At 64.7% G+C, this 17341-nt stretch carries 15 protein-coding genes; 14 read left to right on the plus strand and 1 reads right to left on the minus strand.

Annotated elements, in window-relative coordinates; genetic code table 11:
- Window positions 1-4: 4 nt before the first annotated feature.
- From AC628_RS03990 to AC628_RS04025, 8 genes are all read left to right on the plus strand, one after another.
- On the plus strand, window positions 5-1288 hold the full coding sequence (locus tag AC628_RS03990) for an MFS transporter (RefSeq protein WP_074125439.1): 1284 nt from the start codon (window positions 5-7) through the stop codon (window positions 1286-1288).
- A 128-nt stretch (window positions 1289-1416) separates the two neighbouring features.
- Entirely contained in the window at window positions 1417-2613 is a 1197-nt protein-coding gene (locus AC628_RS03995) for a pyridoxal-phosphate-dependent aminotransferase family protein (protein ID WP_074125440.1), read from the plus strand.
- Between the two features lie 32 nt (window positions 2614-2645).
- Window positions 2646-3443 carry an enoyl-CoA hydratase/isomerase family protein gene (locus tag AC628_RS04000; RefSeq protein WP_074125441.1) on the plus strand — a complete coding sequence of 266 codons (798 nt, stop codon included), beginning with the start codon at window positions 2646-2648 and terminating at the stop codon, window positions 3441-3443.
- Between the two features lie 345 nt (window positions 3444-3788).
- A complete protein-coding gene (locus AC628_RS04005) occupies window positions 3789-4766 on the plus strand; it encodes a Bug family tripartite tricarboxylate transporter substrate binding protein (protein WP_502689533.1) in 978 nt (325 codons plus the stop codon).
- A gap of 120 nt (window positions 4767-4886) precedes the next feature.
- On the plus strand, window positions 4887-5762 hold the full coding sequence (locus tag AC628_RS04010; RefSeq protein WP_074125495.1) for an S-methyl-5'-thioadenosine phosphorylase: 876 nt from the start codon (window positions 4887-4889) through the stop codon (window positions 5760-5762).
- Window positions 5763-5803: 41 nt separating this feature from the next.
- Window positions 5804-6907 (plus strand): S-methyl-5-thioribose-1-phosphate isomerase, encoded by a 1104-nt coding sequence (gene mtnA / locus AC628_RS04015; RefSeq protein WP_074125443.1) that lies wholly within the window; start codon window positions 5804-5806, stop codon window positions 6905-6907.
- A 72-nt stretch (window positions 6908-6979) separates the two neighbouring features.
- Window positions 6980-7522, plus strand: coding sequence for a tripartite tricarboxylate transporter TctB family protein (locus AC628_RS04020; RefSeq protein WP_074125444.1), 543 nt, complete (start codon window positions 6980-6982; stop codon window positions 7520-7522).
- Between the two features lie 22 nt (window positions 7523-7544).
- Window positions 7545-9056: a tripartite tricarboxylate transporter permease gene (locus AC628_RS04025; RefSeq protein ID WP_074125445.1), complete on the plus strand. Its 1512-nt coding sequence runs from the start codon at window positions 7545-7547 to the stop codon at window positions 9054-9056.
- 3 nt (window positions 9057-9059) lie between these two features.
- On the opposite strand, the gene AC628_RS04030 is transcribed toward AC628_RS04025, so the two are convergent.
- Window positions 9060-10253 carry a CaiB/BaiF CoA transferase family protein gene (locus AC628_RS04030; RefSeq protein ID WP_074125446.1) on the minus strand — a complete coding sequence of 398 codons (1194 nt, stop codon included), beginning with the start codon at window positions 10251-10253 and terminating at the stop codon, window positions 9060-9062.
- Window positions 10254-10553: 300 nt separating this feature from the next.
- Here AC628_RS04030 and AC628_RS04035 point away from each other — a divergent pair, with 300 nt between their 5' ends.
- The 6 genes from AC628_RS04035 to AC628_RS04060 are packed head-to-tail and all read left to right on the plus strand — an operon-like array spanning window position 10554 to window position 17341.
- The gene (locus tag AC628_RS04035; protein WP_074125447.1) at window positions 10554-12107 is read left to right on the plus strand and encodes a lipopolysaccharide biosynthesis protein; all 1554 of its coding nucleotides are present in this window, start codon (window positions 10554-10556) and stop codon (window positions 12105-12107) included.
- 2 nt (window positions 12108-12109) lie between these two features.
- Window positions 12110-13948, plus strand: coding sequence for an asparagine synthase (glutamine-hydrolyzing) (gene asnB, locus AC628_RS04040; protein ID WP_074125448.1), 1839 nt, complete (start codon window positions 12110-12112; stop codon window positions 13946-13948).
- A gap of 3 nt (window positions 13949-13951) precedes the next feature.
- Window positions 13952-15049: a glycosyltransferase family protein gene (locus AC628_RS04045; protein ID WP_074125449.1), complete on the plus strand. Its 1098-nt coding sequence runs from the start codon at window positions 13952-13954 to the stop codon at window positions 15047-15049.
- A 42-nt stretch (window positions 15050-15091) separates the two neighbouring features.
- A complete protein-coding gene (locus AC628_RS04050) occupies window positions 15092-15934 on the plus strand; it encodes a methyltransferase domain-containing protein (protein ID WP_083632564.1) in 843 nt (280 codons plus the stop codon).
- The gene (locus tag AC628_RS04055) at window positions 15931-16500 is read left to right on the plus strand and encodes an acyltransferase (protein WP_074125450.1); all 570 of its coding nucleotides are present in this window, start codon (window positions 15931-15933) and stop codon (window positions 16498-16500) included. The genes AC628_RS04050 and AC628_RS04055 overlap by 4 nt, the downstream gene beginning before the upstream one ends.
- Window positions 16490-17341, plus strand: a complete 852-nt coding sequence (locus AC628_RS04060; RefSeq protein WP_074125451.1) for a class I SAM-dependent methyltransferase — start codon at window positions 16490-16492, stop codon at window positions 17339-17341. Before AC628_RS04055 ends, AC628_RS04060 begins: the two co-directional genes overlap by 11 nt.

Here is a 17341-nt window from a genome sequence, read left to right on the forward strand (position 1 = left end):
ATGTATGAGGCTTCGGTTCAAGGCCACCCACGTCGTGTTGGCCATGCTCTGCGTGATGTATTTCATCACCTATGTCGACCGGGTGAACATCGGTACCGCGGCCAGCGATATCCAGAAGGAGCTCGGCCTGTCCAATACCGAGCTCGGCCTGGTGTTCTCGGCGTTCGCCTATCCGTATCTGCTGTTCCAGGTGATCGGCGGCTGGGTCGGCGATCGCTTCGGGCCGCGCCAGACCCTGTTCTGGTGCGGCATGATCTGGGCGGCGGCGACCATCATGACCGGCTTTGTCCATGGTCTCGCGGCGCTGTTCGTCGCGCGGTTCGCGCTGGGGTTCGGCGAAGGCGCGACGTTCCCGACCGCGACGCGCGCGATGCAGTACTGGACGCCGGCGAGCCGCCGCGGCTTCGCGCAAGGCCTGACGCATTCGTTTGCCCGGCTCGGCAATGCGGTGACCCCGCCGGCCGTCGCGCTCTTGATCCTCTGGCTGACCTGGCGCGGCGCATTCGTCGTGCTTGGTATCGTCAGTCTGCTGTGGGGGATCGTGTGGGTCTGGTACTTCCGCAACGAGCCGAAGGATCATGCCTCGATCACCGCGGCCGAACTCGCGACGCTGCCGCCGCGGCCGAAAGGAGAGCGGCCGAAGGTGCCGTGGGGACCGCTGTTGCAGCGGATGTGGCCGGTGACGCTGACCTACTTCTGCTACGGCTGGTGCCTGTGGCTCTACCTCAACTGGCTGCCGCTGTTCTTCAAGAACAACTACAGCCTCGATCTGAAGAACTCGGCCCTGTTCGCATCCGGCGTGTTCTTCGCCGGCGTCGTCGGCGACAGCATCGGCGGCGTCATCTCCGACCGCATCCTCGAGCGCACAGCCAATGTGCGCCTGGCGCGGCTTAGCGTGACGATCGTGGGCTTCGCAGGTGCGCTGCTGTCGCTGATGCCGATCCTGTTCGTGCACGACATCACGGTGGTCGCGCTGTGCCTGTCGGCCGGCTTCTTCTGTGCCGAGCTGGTGATCGGCCCGATGTGGTCGATCCCGATGGATATCGCGCCGAAATATTCCGGCACCGCCGCGGGGATCATGAACACCGGCTCGGCCTTCGCGGCCATCGTCTCGCCGCTGGTTGCCGGCTTCGTCATTGACGCCACCGGGAACTGGTACCTTCCGTTCCTGATGTCGATGGGCCTGCTGCTGCTCGGCGGTTTCTCGGCATTTCTGATGCACCCCGAACGGCCGTTCGGGCAGGCCGGCGCACCGGTTGTGCAGGGCAAGGTGGTGGCCGCCGAGTGAAGGCGTGAATCCCGGCCGGAGCGCCGCCGGATATGCATGCCGGACCCTCGCCGGGCGGAGGACAAACCCGGCGAATAGTGATATGCGAGCGGCTCATCACGACCAAAGCAAGACCGGGAAAGACGCTCATGACCGTGCATACTGGAAGGCATTTTCTGCAGATTCCGGGACCGACCAACGTGCCGGACCGGGTGCTGCGGGCCATGGATATGCCGACCATGGATCATCGCGGTGCCGAATTCGCCGAGATCGGCTTTGCCGTGATGTCGGCGATGCAGCGTGTGTTCCGCACCAAGCAGCCCGTGATCATCTACCCCTCGTCGGGGACCGGCGCCTGGGAAGCCGCGATCGTCAACACGCTGCAGCCCGGCGACAAGGTCTTGATGTGCGAGACCGGCCAGTTCGCCGTGCTGTGGCACGGCATTGCCGACAAGTTCAAGCTCGACGTCGACTTCATTCCGGGCGACTGGCGCCACGGCGCCGACCTCGAGCAGATCGAGGCAAAGCTGTCCGCCGACAAGGCGCACAAGATCAAGGCCGTCTGTGTGGTCCATAACGAGACCTCGACCGCCTGCGTGACCTATCCGCTCAACGTCCGAAAGATCCTCGACACGCTGAAGCATCCGGCGCTCTTGATGGTCGACACCATCTCCGGCCTCGGCTCGCTGGAATATGAGCATGACGCCTGGGGCATCGACGTCTCGATCGCCGGTTCCCAGAAAGGACTGATGCTGCCGCCCGGCCTCGGCTTCAACGCCGTGTCGGAGAAGGCGCTGGCGGTGGCGAAGGCCAATCCGGGGATGCGCTCCTATTGGGACTGGCAGGAGGTCATCAACATCAACAAGGCCGGCACCTGGCCGTACACGCCAGCGACCAACCTTCTGTTCGGCCTGCGCGAGGCGGTGAAGATGCTGGAAGAGGAGGGGCTGGAGAACGTCTTCGCCCGCCACAAGCGCCACAGCAAAGCGACGCGCGCAGCGATCAAGGTCTGGGGCCTGGAGACGCAGTGCCAGGAGCAGGGCGCGCATTCGCCGGCACTGACCGCGGTGCGGGTGCCTGATGGCCACGACGCCGACCACTTCCGCAAGGTCGTGCTGGATAATTTCGACATGTCGCTCGGCACCGGCCTCAACAAGGTCAAGGGCAAGGTGTTCCGGATCGGACATATCGGTCACTTCAATGACCTGATGCTTATGGGCACGCTGTCGGGCGTCGAGATGGGGCTTGATTTGGCCAAGGTGCCGCACCGCGGCGGCGGCGTGCTGGCGGCGATGGAAGTCCTGAAGGGGCGCGACGCCGCGCAGGCCTCCAAGGCCGTCGCTTGAAATTGAATCGTAAAGAACAGAAGGAGCGAGACATGAACGCGCCCGTCGCACCGACCGAAGACCTGATCTACTCCGTCGCGGACGGGATCGCGCGCATCACGTTCAACCGGCCGCAGGCGCGCAACGCGCTGACCTTTGCGATGTATGAGCAGATGGCCTCGATCTGCGAAAACATCAATCAGGATCACTCCATCAAGGCGCTGATCCTGACCGGCGCCGGCGACAAGGCGTTCGCCTCGGGCACCGACATCTCCCAGTTCCGGGCGTTCAAGACCGCGCAGGACGCGCTGGACTACGAGGCGCGCATCGACCGCGTGCTGGGAACGCTCGAGCAATGCCGCGTGCCGGTCATCGCGGCGATCGCCGGCGCCTGCACCGGCGGCGGCGCCGGTATTGCCGCATGCTGCGACATCCGCATCGGCACCGAGGCGACCCGGATCGGCTTCCCGATTGCGCGCACGCTCGGCAACTGCCTCTCGATGTCCAACATCTCGCGGCTGGTGTCGCTGGTCGGTCCGGCGCGGACCAAGGACCTGATCTTCAAGGCGCGACTCGTCGAAGCGCCGGAAGCGCTGGCGCTCGGGCTGCTGAACGAAGTCGTCCCCGATGTGGAGACGCTGCAGCGCCGCGCCGACGAGACCGCGAAGCTCGTCGCCGGCCATGCGCCGATCACGTTAGAGGTGACCAAGGAAGCGGTCCGCCGCATCCGCCGCACGCTGTCGCGCGACGAAGGCGAAGACCTGATCCTGCGCGCTTACATGAGCGAGGATTTCCGCGAGGGCATGGACGCCTTCCTCAACAAGCGCGCGCCCAACTTCAAGGGCAAGTAGGCGGCCGGCACCGGGGCTCTTACGGAGGGTGCAACATATTCAGCGTCGTCCGGCGAAGGCCGGGACCCATAACCCCAAATGGTCATCGCTGCGCGATGCTGGAATGACGAGTCCAGCCTACAACTCTTGCTGCGGCGTATGGGTCCCGGCCTTCGCCGGGACGACGATGGTGTATGCGGCCGGCTGCGAGACTCCGTTCGCTCACTCACCTCATTCCAAAGTCATACGTCATGCGGCAGTTCGGCGGCTTGAACTCACCTGCATTCTCGGCACAATGACGCCACCCGCCGCTTCGCAGGTTTTGCCAAGCCGAACAAATAGATAGGGAAGAAACACGTGGGACAGATTGTGAAAACCACGGCTGCCATCGCGGCCTTGCTGCTGAGCACGCCGGCGTTTGCCGGCTGGGAGCCGAGCAAGCCGGTCGAGATCGTGGTTGCGGCCGGCGCCGGCGGCGCCTCCGACCAGATGGCGCGGATGATGCAGGCGGCGATCCAGAAGAACAATCTGATGAAGCAGCCGATGGTGGTGTCGCTGAAGGGCGGTGCATCGGGTGCGGAAGCGCTGATGTACATGAAGTCCAGCGAGGGTGATCCCAACAAGGTGCTGATCGCCTATTCGCTGATCTACATGCTGCCGCTGTCGGCCAAGATTCCGTTCAACTGGCGCGACTTGACGCCGGTTTCGGTGATCGCACTCGACCAGTTCGTGCTGTGGGACAACGCGAACGGTCCGAAGACGGTGAAGGAGTTCATCGATGCCGCCAAGGCGGCGAGCGCGCCGTTCAAGATGGGCGGCACCGGCTCCAAGCGCGAGGATCACGTGCTGACCGTCTTCATGGAGCAGAAGACCGGCGCGAAATTCTCCTATCTGCCGTACAAGTCCGGCGGTGAGGCCGCGACCCAATTGGTCGGCGGCCACACCGAATCCAACGTCAACAATCCCAGCGAGAACCTCGAGGTCTGGCGCGCCGGCCAGGTTCGCGCGCTCTGCGTGTTCGACAAGGAGCGGATCTCCTACAAGACCAAGGTCACCGACACGCAGTCCTGGAACGACATCCCGACCTGCAAGGAGGAGGGGCTGGACGTGCAGTATCTGATGCTGCGCGCGATGTTCCTGCCGGGCAAGGTCACCCAGGAGCAGCAGGCCTTCTATGTCGACCTGTTCCAGAAGGTGACGCAGACGCCTGAGTACAAGGAGTACATGGAGAAGCAGGCGCTGAAGCCGATCTTCCTCACCGGCAAGGACATGGTCGAGTTCCTCGAGGATGACGACAAGCAGAATGCCTCGCTGATGAACGCGGCGGGTTTTGTCGCCAAGTAGCGGTCGCGGTTTGCGTTCCCTCAGGCTGGAATTGGCTTGCAAGCGGCAGCGGCGCGGTGATTACTGCGCCGCAGTATGGCCGGACGTCCGGCAAGCCGTGGAGCGATCATGACCAAAGCCGTGACCAAATCCGTCCTTGGGATCATCGGCGGATCCGGCATCTACGATCTGCCGGGCCTGGAAAATGTCCGCGAGGAGGCGATCGCGAGTCCCTGGGGCGAGCCGTCGGCGCCGCTGCGCCGTGGCGAGATGGCGGGACTGCCGATCGTGTTCCTGCCGCGGCACGGCCCGGGACACGCGCTGTCGCCGTCCGACATCAACTACCGCGCCAATATCGACGTCCTGAAGCGGGCCGGGGTCACTGACCTCGTCGCGCTGTCCGCGTGCGGCTCGTTCAAGGAAGAGCTGCCGCCGGGCACGTTCGTGTTGGTCGACCAGTTCGTCGATCGCACCCACAAGCGCGAGAGCTCGTTCTTCGGCAAGGGATGCGTCGCGCATGTCTCGATGGCGCATCCGGTATCGCCGTTGCTGGCGAAGCATCTCGCCGCCGCAGCCGAGGCCGAGCGCATCGCGTTCGCGCGCGGCGGCACTTACCTCTGCATGGAGGGGCCGCAATTCTCCTCGCTCGCGGAAAGCCTGACCTACAAGGCTCAGGGCTATTCGGTGATCGGCATGACCAACATGCCCGAAGCCAAGCTCGCCCGCGAGGCCGAGATCTGCTACGCCAGCGTGGCGATGGTCACCGATTTCGACTGCTGGCATCCGGCGCATGATGCCGTGACGGTGCAGGATATCATCCGCGTGCTGAATTCGAACGCCGAGAAGGCAAAGGCGCTGGTCGCGCGTCTGGCGCGGGATTTCCCGCGCGAGCACGAGCCCTGTCCGATCGGCTCAGACCGCGCGCTGGATACCGCGTTGATCACGGCACCCGCGGCGCGTGACCCGCAGTTGCTTGCCAAGCTCGATGCAGTCGCCGGACGGGTGTTGCGGTCGTGAAGAGGTCCTCCAGGGAGCGCGCGACGCGAAAGGCGTAGAGCATGAAGGTCGATGGTCGGCATTTTCGCAGTATCTGGCTTGAGCCCGACGGCTGGTCGGTCGGCGCGATCGATCAGCGCCGGCTGCCGCACGAATTCATCGTCTCCAAACTCACGACCGCTGATGAGGCCGGCGAGGCAATCAGCTCGATGCTGGTGCGCGGCGCGCCGCTGATCGGGGCGACCGCGGCCTATGGCATGGCGCTTGCGATGCGCGCCGATGCCTCCGACGCGGCGCTCGACCGTGCCGGCAAGATGCTGGCGGCGACCCGGCCGACCGCGATCAATCTGAAATGGGCTGTTGACGAGATGCAGCGCGCGCTCGCGCCACTCGCAGCCTCGGCGCGCGCGGAAGCGGCCTATGCCCGCGCCCGCGAGATCGCCGATGAGGATGTCGAGATCAACCGCGATATCGGCCGCCACGGGCTTGGACTGATCGAGACGATCGCCGCCACCAAGAGGCCGGGTGAGCCGGTGAACGTGCTGACGCATTGTAATGCGGGTTGGCTTGCAACCGTCGATTGGGGAACGGCGACATCCCCAATCTATCAGGCGCATGACCGCGGCATTGCGGTCCATGTCTGGGTCGACGAGACACGGCCGCGCAATCAGGGCGCTTCGCTCACCGCCTGGGAGCTTGGTCATCACGGCGTGCCGCACACCGTGATCCCCGACAACACCGGCGGCCATCTGATGCAGCATCGCATGGTTGACCTCGCGATCGTCGGGACCGACCGCGTCGCCGCCAATGGCGACGTCTGCAACAAGATCGGGACTTATCTGAAAGCGCTGGCGGCACACGACAACGGTGTTCCCTTCTATGTTGCGCTGCCGTCGCCGACCATCGACTTTAGTATCGATGATGGTATCAGGCAGATCCCGATCGAGCAGCGCGCGGCCAGTGAGGTCACGCACCTTACCGGGCGTACGGCGGATGGACGGATCGAGACCGTGCGCGTGGTTCCGGACGGCTCAACGGTCGCCAATTTCGGATTCGATGTCACACCGGCGAGGCTGGTGTCGGGATTGATCACCGAGCGCGGTGTGCTGGGCGCGGATCGTGCTGCGCTTGCGAGCGCGTTTCCGGAACGTTCCAAGGTTGGCTGAAGGCTGCATTGACGTTGATTGCATCGGCACGCTATCCCAATCGTTGCCTTCGCAACCCAGACCGTCTCGTCCATGTCCAACACAGAACTTGAGATCGTCGTCGACGATCCGACCGCGCCTGAAGAGAATTCCCCTGCCGTCGTTTCGACCGGCGTCGTTGACGTCGTCGTGTCGCTGCTGCTGCTCGCGCTCGCAGTGGTGCTCGGCTGGGATAACTGGCGCACCGGCGCATCGTGGGACTCGACCGGGCCGCAGCCGGGCTATTTCCCGTTCTATCTCTCGGTGATCCTCGGCGCCGCCAGCCTCTATGGCCTGGGCGCCGCCTTCGTCTCGCGCCGGGAGGCTGTCGAGACCTTTGTCACCCGCGCCCAGTTCCGGCGGGTGATGGCGGTGTTCGTGCCGACCTCCCTGTTCTGCCTGGCCACCCAATATCTCGGCCTTTATGTCGCGAGCTTCCTCTTGATCGCGGGCTTCATGCGCATCGTCGGCAAGATCGCACTATGGAAGTCGCTGCTGACCGCCTTCATCTTCACCGCGGCGATGTTCGTGACCTTCGACGTCGCATTCGATGTCATCATGCCGAAGGGGCCGCTCGAAGCGGCCTTCGGCTACTGAGCGATCGACAGGATTTCGAAACATGGAAGCCTTCGGTCTCTTGCTGCACGGCTTTGCCGTCCTGCTGACATGGAAGACGCTGCTGCTGATGATGGTCGGGCTCGTGCTCGGCATCTTCGTCGGCGTGCTGCCCGGGCTTGGCGGCCCCAACGGCGTCGCAATCCTGCTGCCGCTGACCTTCACGATGGACCCGACGTCGGCCATCGTGATGCTGTCCTGCATCTACTGGGGCGCGCTGTTCGGCGGCGCCATCACCTCGATCCTGTTCAACATTCCTGGCGAAGCCTGGTCGGTCGCGACCACCTTCGACGGCTATCCGATGGCGCAGCAGGGCCGGGCGGCGGAAGCGCTCACCGCGGCGTTCACATCGTCATTCATCGGGTCGCTGGTCGCGGTGCTGCTGATTACCTTCCTGGCGCCGATGATCTCGTCGTTCGCGCTGAAGTTCGGCCCGCCGGAATTCTTCGTGGTGTATCTCCTGACCTTCTGTTCCTTCGTCGGTCTCGGCCGCGAGGCCAAGCACAAGACGGTGATCTCGATGTCGCTCGGGCTGCTGCTCGCCGGCGTCGGCATGGATACGGTGTCAGGGCAGCTGCGCATGACGTTTGGCTCCGCGGAGCTGTTGCGCGGCATCAACTTCCTCGTCGCTGTGATCGGCCTGTTCGGCATCAGCGAGATCCTGCTGACGATGGAGGAGCGGCTGGCGCTGCGCGGACACGCGGCAGGCATCTCGCTCCGCGTCATGCTGTCGGTATGGAAGGACCTGCCGAAATATTGGGTGACGCTGCTGCGCTCGTCGGTGATCGGCTGCTGGCTCGGGATCACGCCGGGCGGCGCGATCGCGGCGTCGTTCATGGGTTACAACCTCGCCAAGCGCTTTTCCAAGGATCAGGAGAGCTTTGGCAAGGGGCGCATCGAGGGCGTGTTCGCGCCGGAGACCGCCGCCCACGCCTCGGGCACCTCGGCGCTGCTGCCGATGCTCGCGCTCGGCATTCCGGGCTCGGGGACTGCTGCGATCCTGCTCGGCGGCCTGATGGTGTGGGGCCTCAACCCGGGTCCGCTGCTGTTCGTCGAGCATAAGGACTTCGTCTGGGGCCTGATCGCCTCGATGTATCTCGGCAATGTCGTCGGCCTCGTGCTGGTGTTGACCACCGTGCCGATCTTCGCCTCGATCTTGCGCGTGCCGTTCGCGGCCGTCGCCCCGATGATCGTGGTGTCCTGCGCGATCGGCGCCTACGCGATCCAGAATGCGATGTTCGATATCTGGCTGATGCTGGGCTTCGGCGTCGTCGGTTACGTCTTCAAGAAGATCGGCATCCCGCTGGCGCCGTTCACGCTCGCTTTGGTGCTCGGCAGCCGGGCCGAGGACGCGTTCCGCCTCTCGATGATCGGCTCCGGTGGCGACATGAAGGTGTTCTGGTCGAACGGCCTCGTCGGCACGATCACGACATTGGCGATCGTCCTGCTGTTCTGGCCGGTGATCGATCGGGCCTTTGCCGGCGTCGCGCGTCTGCTGCGGCCGGCAAAGGCGTAGGCGTCAGACCACCTTGCGCTGGCGGAGCTCGGCGATCTCGTCCTTGCCGAAGCCGAATTCGGCCAGCACTTCCTCGGTCTGCTCGCCGAATTCCGGCGGCCGCGCCGCCATCCTGCTCGGCGTCCGCGACAGCGTGACGGGCTGGCTGACCAGCTGGATGTGCCGGTTCTCGTCGTTCGGCACGTGCTGGGCCATGCCGAGATGCTTGACCTGGGCATCCTCGAACATCTGGTCGATCGAGTAGATCGGCCCGCACGGTACGCCGGCGGCGTTCAGCTCCTCCACCCAGGTGTCGGTCGACTTCTTCTCGGTCAGCGCGTTGATCCGCGCATTCAGCGCGTCGCGGTTCTTCGAGCGCGCCGGCGCGGTCGCGTAGTCGGGGTCGGTGATCAGCTCGGGCGCGCCGATCGCCTGGGCGCAGCGCTCCCAGATCCGTCCGCCAGTCGTGGCGATGTTGATGTAGCCGTCGGAGGTCTTGAACACGCCGGTCGGGATCGAGGTCGGATGGTTGTTGCCGGCCTGCTTGGCGATTTCCTTTTCCATCAGCCAGCGTGCCGCCTGGAAATCCAGCATGAAGATCTGCGCCTGCAGCAGCGAAGTCTGCACCCATTGGCCCTCGCCGGACACGTCGCGTTCCAGGAGCGCGGTGAGGATGCCGAGCGCGCAGAACAGGCCTGCGGTGAGGTCGGCGACGGGGATGCCGACCCGCATCGGGCCTTCGCCGGGCGCGCCGGTCACCGACATCAGGCCGCCCATGCCCTGTGCGATTTGATCGAAGCCCGGGCGCTTGTGGTAGGGGCCGTCCTGGCCGAAGCCGGAGATGCTGCCATAGACGATCTTCGGATTGATCTTGCGAATGCTCTCATAGTCGATGCCGAGCTTGGCCTTCACGTCCGGCCGGAAGTTCTCGACCACGACGTCAGCCTGCTCGGCGAGCCGCTTGAACACCTCGAGCCCCCTGGGGTCTTTCAGGTTCAGCGTCATGGCCCGCTTGTTGCGGTGCAGGTTCTGGAAGTCGGATCCGCCGCGCGGGCCGCCCGGCTGCTCGCCGCCGCCGTCCTCCAGCAGCGCATCGATCTTGATGACGTTGGCACCCCAGTCGGCGAGCTGGCGCACGCAGGTCGGCCCGGACCGGACCCGGGTCAAATCCAGCACGGTGAAGCGGGACAGGGCTTGGGATGCGCGGGGAAAGGGCATTGAGACACCTCTTGTTTGGCGGGCGCTGTGGGGGGCTATTGCTCATCTGCCATAGACAATTTGGCAGGTCTTTCCAACTGTTACCCCGATAACAACCGCGGAAACGAACAGTCACGGTTCCGCGAAAACCGGCTCTGCGTCGGCTGCGATTCGAGCCTGCCCACACCTGCGCGCCGGTCGACCGTCCGCCAACCCTCGACAATCGCCGTGCTGGCTGCTAGCCCGTCGCCCCACCGGATGGGTTTTGCCCTTATGAAAGAGGGACTTGAGGCGTTTCGACGTGATGGACCGAAAGCGGGCATGGCAGTGAAGAGAGGTCCGTCCCATCTGCTCGGCAACTCGGCATGGAATGCGACTGCGTTTGCGGTCGCGGTTCTGCTCAACCTCGCGATTCTCCCGTTCGTGATTTTTCGGCTCGGCCTCGCCGCATTCGGCGTTGCGGGCCTCGTGACCGCCTGTGTCGCGCCGGCGCTGATGTTCAGCAACGCGCTTGGCCTCTCGACGGCGCGCGAACTCGCGCAACGGTTGGAACCGTCCGATCGCGACGAGGCGCGGCGGTTCTTCGCGACCGCCCTTGCGCTCGCCATCGCCGTGGGTGCCCTGATCGCGGCCTTGCTGATCTTTGCGGGCGCGCCGCTCGCGCGGTTGGGATTTCACCTCGGCGGCCCGGCTGCCGAAGACCTCGGACTTGCCTTCGCGTTAGCCGGCGCCGGCTGGCTCTGCCAGTGCCTTTTCGCGGTCTTCCTCTCGTTGTTCACGGCGCGTCAGGATTACCGGCGGATTGCGGCGATCAGCATCACGGGCACGGTGGTGACGACGATGTCGATGCTGCTGCTGATCCCGTACGCGCCGCGCGCCTCGACCTTCCTCGGCTGTCAGGCCCTGGGCTTCGCGACCAATCTCCTGATGGCCTTCGCTTCGTCGCGGCGCGCAATCAGCGACTGGCTGGCCCGTCCGGCGGTTGATCGCAGTGCGCTGCGCGCCCTGGTGAAGCTTGGCGGCTGGCAGGTCGCGGCACAAAGCGGCGCGCTGTTTGCCGGGCAGGCAGATCGCTATCTGCTCGGCGCGCTGCTGCAGCCGCAATTCGTCGGCTTCTACGGCGTCGCGCAGCGGCTGGAGGAAGCGGTCTATATCGGTGTGCTGAAGATCGGCGAGATATTGTTCCCGTTCTTCAGCACGCTGCAGAAGGAGGATGACGATCGCAAGGTCGACCTCCTGCTGCGCTCGTCCTGGATTCTCAATGTGCTGGCCGCGAGCGCGCTTGGCGGGCTGATCCCGGTTGCCGGCGCGTTGCTGCATCGATGGACCGGCGCCGAGGTCGCCGCCGAAGCGCAGCTGGTGCTCGTGGTGCTCGCGATCAGCGGGATATTGGGGTCGAGCGCCAACGTGTTCGCGTTCTATCTGCTGTCGCAGGGGCGGTCCAGCTTCAACGCGCTGATCTCCCTCGTTACCGGCATCTTCACGCTGGCGACCAGCGCCATCGCGCTGCCGTATTTCGGCTGGCAGGCGGCCGGCTGGAGCTCCTGCGTCGGGATGGCCGCCCAGATGGTGATCACGGTGCTGCTGCTTAGGCGAACCTTCCGGCTTTCAGCGATGTGGTCGCGGATGCTGCATTTCGTCCTGATCCCGCTCGGCACGGGCATCGCCGTTGCGCTGGCGCTGCGCTCGCAGCTTGGCCATGTGTCATTCGACCACGCGCCGTCATGGTGGTATGTGGTGTCGCTCTACAGCGTATCGGCGGCGGCGATCTTTGTCGCCGCCATCGCCGTGTCGCAGCTTGGTCCTTATCGCGCCGTCTGCTGGCGGGATCTCCGCATCATCATCACTCGCTTCTTGCCCTTCAAGGCCGCCTAGACATGTGTGGTATCGCAGGCATCGTCAATCTTCGGGGCAATCCCGTCGAGCCGGCCGAGATCTCGCGGCTCACCAGCCTGATCGCGCATCGCGGGCCGTTCGGCGAGGGCACCTGGTTCAATGCCAAGCGAAACGTCGCCTTCGGCCATCGCCGGCTCGCCATCATCGATCCCGGCGAGGGCGGCTATCAGCCGATGGCATCAGGCGACGGCCGCCATGTGATCGTCTACAATGGCGAGATCTACAACTTCCTCGAATTGCGCCGCGAGCTCGAGGCGAAGGGCGCGGTTTTCCGCAGCCAGTCCGATACCGAGGTGATCCTTGCCGCCTGGCAGGCCTGGGGCGAGGACATGCTGCTGCGCTTCAACGGCATGTGGGCACTGGCGATCTACGACACTGTCGCGGATGATCTGTTCCTCGCGCGCGATCGCTTCGGCATCAAGCCGATGCTGTACGCGCTGTCGTCGGAGCGATTCGTCTTCGCATCCGAGCAGCGGGCGCTGGCGCGGAGCGGACTGGTTGAGACGTCGCTCGACGTCGACGTGGCGCGGCGGCTGCTGCTTGATCCGTTCGGGATCGAAGGCAGCGAGCGGGCCCTGTTTTCTCAATTGCGTCGCCTGCAGGGCGGCCACTGCATGTGGTTGCGTCAGGGGCGGGCGCAGGTGCGCCGCTGGTGGCGGACCGTGGATCATTTGCCTGCGATCCCGCAAACCGAAGCCGAACGCGTCGGGCGCTTTCGCGAGCTGTTTCAGGATTCCGTGGCGCTGCGCATGCGCAGCGACGTTCCGATCGGGACCTGCCTGTCCGGCGGCTTCGACTCGTCCGCGGTGATCTGTGCGATGGCGACCCATGAGAAGGCCGGCATGGGACCGCGCGACTCGACCGCCTGGCGGCATGCCTTTGTCGCGACCTTCCCCGGCGCCAGCAATGACGAGCGGCCGATGGCGGAGGAAGCGGCTGCGTGGGCCGATGTGGCGCCGAGCTTTCTCGAGATCGGGCGCTCCGACGCGCTCACCGACCTTGATCGGATCCTTGACGACAATGACGACGTCTATATCGGGCTGCCGAGCGCGCCGTGGCTGATCTATCGTGAGCTCCGCCGCCAGAACGTCACCGTGTCGCTTGACGGCCACGGCGCTGACGAATTGATGGGCGCCTACCTGCAAGAGGGGCAGTCGACCGCATTCCGGATCCGGAACGCCGCCGCTGCGCTCACGTCGCGGTCGCAGCTGGCGCAGCGCGGCATCGACTTCCTGCGGGCGCAGATGATCAGGCGCCAGGGGCATTATTTCTTGCGGGGAGGCCTGGCGGCGATGCCTGCACCGCTGCCGCTGGTCGCCGAGGATGACGAATTGCCTGATACGTGGGGCGCGCTGAACCGGCGTCTCTATCGCATGTTCCACTCGACCACGCTGCCCACCATTCTGCGCAACTTCGACCGGCTCTCGATGGCGCACGGGATCGAGGTGCGCATGCCGTTCATGGACTGGCGTCTGGTCACCTATACGATGGCGCTGCCGGAAACGAGCAAATCGGCCGATGGCATGACCAAGGTGATTGCACGTCAGGCGATGACAAACCTGATGCCCGAGAGTATCCGAACCGCGCGCCGCAAGGTCGGATTCAATTCGCCAATGCCGGAATGGCTGAATGGACCGTTGGCCGGTTGGACCGCGGAACTGCTCGATCGGAAGGTCCCGGCCTTTGCCGAGTTCGTCGACGAAGTACCGCTCCGAAAGGCGGTCGGCCACTTGACGGCAACGCAGGGCTGGGATTGGGAATCCGTTGGCCGGATCTGGCCATACCTGAACATGAAATGGATGTTGGCGAGGACCGCGTAACCGATGCGTCTGTTCCAGAATAGCGGTCTTTATCCGTCTTATCTGCCGAGGCTGAACCAGCTTGCGGCCAAAGCGTCGACCTTCGCTGCGCGTCGCGACGTGTTCCTGCATGATCGCTTCGGCGCGGCGCATTTTCTCGAGCCGGTGCTTGACGGCGCACCTGAAGCCTTTTTCACCAATGCCGACGACGAAGTGCTGCAGCGCCAATGGGCGCGCGAGCAGGGCATGCAGGGGACGCCGACGCTGGAAGCCATTCTGCTCGCGCAGATCGAGCATCACAGAACCGAGGTGTTCTACAATCTCGATCCGGTGCGTTATCCCACTGCGTTCGTCGCCAAGCTTCCCGGCTGTGTGAAGAAGACCTTGTGCTGGCGCGCGGCGCCTTCCGGCAATGCCGACCTGACCGCCTATGGCGCGGTGCTTGGAAACTTCCCCTCGATCCTCGAGGCGTGGCGCAGCAAGGGCTGCCGGGCCGAGCTGTTCTTCCCCGCGATCGATCCTGTGATGGAGCAGTACGGCCACGGCGAACGGCCGATCGATGTGGCGTTTGTCGGTGGATATTCGCGGCATCACAGCGCCCGCGGCAGGACGCTTGAACAGGTCGCGGCCCTGGCGGCCGATCGCAACATCGTGTTCTGCCTCGATGCATCGCGGCTGACGCGGCTTGCCGAAAGCGCGCCCGGGCGATTGCTGCCGCTCGGGAAGCACCGGCGGCCCGACGTCATCGCGCGCATCGCAAGGCTGCCGCTGTTCGGCCGTGACCTCTACGAGCTGTTCGGGTCAGCGAAGATCGTGCTCAACGGCGCAATCGACATGGCCGGCAATGATCGCGGCAATATGCGCTGCTTCGAGGCGATGGGCTGCGGGTCACTGCTGGTGTCGGATGCTGGCAACTATCCGGAGGCGATGCAGGACGGCGTAACGATGCGCACCTATGATGTTCCCGAGCGGGCCGTGGAGGCGATTTCGAGCAGCCTGCAGGATTGGCCGCACTGGGCCGAGACCGCCGCAACCGGCAGGGCGCGCGTGCAGCAGACCTACAGCAAGGCCTCGCAATGGGCGCAGTTTATCGATCTCGTCGCGCGGATTGAGCCGTGCTAGAGGGGGCACAGAGCCGGCCAGCGGGCGGGCGATCGGGCCGAGATGATGTCTGCAAGTGACTTGATCCATCAATTGAAATGGGCGGCCGACGGGCTTGCCGTGCCGCTCTTCAAGCTGCGGCCGCGGCCGTTCGGCCCTGGCTATCAGACGGTCAAGCGCGACACAATTACCGCGGCTATCGATGCGGGCCTGCTGCAGGCAGGAAAGGAGCTTCCGCCCGGCTATGGCGTCGCCATGGACGAGCGCGTGGTCGAATATCCCTGGGTCTATGGCCGATTGAGCAATGTCGGCAAAATGCTGGACGCGGGATCGACCTTCAATCATGATTTCCTGCTGGCGCGTCCGCCATTGCACGGCGCCGACCTCACCATCATGACGCTGGCGCCGGAGCGGCGGTGCTATTGGCATGATGGCTACTCCTATGTGTTTGGCGATCTCCGGAAGACGATGTTCGGCGATCAGGTGTTCGACACGGTCGCCAGCATTTCGACGATCGAGCATATCGGCCTCGACAATCAGATGCTGTACACGGGCGACCCGCGCGACGCCGAGACCGATCGGGACGGTTTCGTTCCGGCGGTGAAGGAGTTCAAGCGCATTCTCAAGCCGGGCGGGACCTGCCTGATCTCCGTGCCGTTCGGCAAGCGCGACAATCTCGGCTGGTACCAGGTGTTCGATCTTGCGATGATCGAGCGGATCATCGAGGCATTCGGCGCGGCCTCTCACCATGTCGACTATTTCGGCTATTCGCGGCAGGGCTGGTCGCGCCAGAGCGCGGAGGCACTCGCTGACGCCACCGTCTTTGACATCCATACCGGCAAGGGGCAGGGCAATGACCTTGCGGCGTCGTCGCGCGCCGTTGCGTGCCTGCAGTTGACGGCATGAATGTCGATTACCTGATCCAGCGTCTGCTTGGGCGCGCGACCTGCCGCTTGCAGGCAGACGCGGCGCTCGGCCGCCATGCCAGGATCAGAAACATCCGTGGCGATTCCGACAAGATCGTCGTCGGCCGCAATAGCCGCATCCTCGGCGAGCTCCTGACCTTCGCGCATGGTGGGGCGATCAAGATCGGCGAGTGGTGCTACGTCGGCGAGGGAACCCGGATCTGGTCGGCCGCCTCGATCGAGATCGGCAACCGCGTTCTGATCTCGCATTCGGCCAATGTTTTCGACAACCTCACGCACCCGCTGCGGGCAGCGGAGCGGCACCGGCAGGTCCAGCAGATTTTCACGCGCGGCCATCCGAGCGACATCTCGCTTGACGAGAGCCCGGTCAAGATCTGCGATGACGCCTGGATCGGTGCCGGTGCAATGGTCCTGCGTGGTGTGACGGTCGGGCAGGGCGCAATCGTAGCGGCCGGCGCGGTCGTGACCAGGGATGTCGCGCCGTTTACGATCGTGGCGGGCAATCCCGCGGTGCTGGTGAGGGAGCTTGGCCCCGATGAACGGTGAGCGCAAGTTTACCACCTGGGAGGAAGCGGTGGTCTGGCTGCGCAATCAGCCGGAGCAGCGTCAGCTCGTGCTCGACGCATTCTACGACGATCCGCTGGTTGGCGCCGCTGAGCGCTATTTCCGGAGCTCGGAGTGGCAGGCGGTCGCCGCGCTGCTCACCGGCCGGTCAGGTGCCGCGCTCGACGTTGGCGCCGGTCGTGGCATTGCGAGCTACGCGCTCGCCCGAACCGGCTTTGCCGTCACCGCGCTCGAGCCGGACCCCAGCGCGATCGTGGGAGCGGCAGCGATCAGTGGCCTGGCGCAACAGACGCAATTGCCAATCCAGGTGGTCGAGGAGTTTTCCGAGCGGCTGCCATTCGCCGATGCGACATTCGATCTCGTGTTCGCGCGCGCCGTGCTGCATCATACGCGCGATCTCGACGGCGCATGCCGGGAGATGTTTCGGGTCCTGCGGCCGGGTGGCATGCTGATCGCGGCGCGCGAGCATGTCATCAGCAAGGAGGCGGACCTGCCGCAGTTCCTTGCGCAGCACCCGTTGCACCACCTTTACGGCGGCGAGCATGCCTTCCTGCTCGATCGTTACACCGGCGCGCTGACCACCGCAGGATTCTCTGCGATCGACACGCTGGCGCCGCTGCAAAGTCCGATCAACCTGTTTCCCTATACGCTCGAGACGCTGAGAGCGGCGATCGTGACGAAGCTGTCGCAAAAGATTCCGGTTGCTCCGCTGTGGCGAACTGCTCTCGCCTCGCGGCGTGTGTTTGGCTCGCTGCTGTCGATGGCCGAACGTTTCGACAATCGGCCGGGCCGGCTCTACTCCTTTGTCTGTCACAAGGCCTGA

The sequence above is a fragment of the Bradyrhizobium sp. NAS96.2 genome (assembly GCF_001908235.1).
Lineage (GTDB): Bacteria > Pseudomonadota > Alphaproteobacteria > Rhizobiales > Xanthobacteraceae > Bradyrhizobium.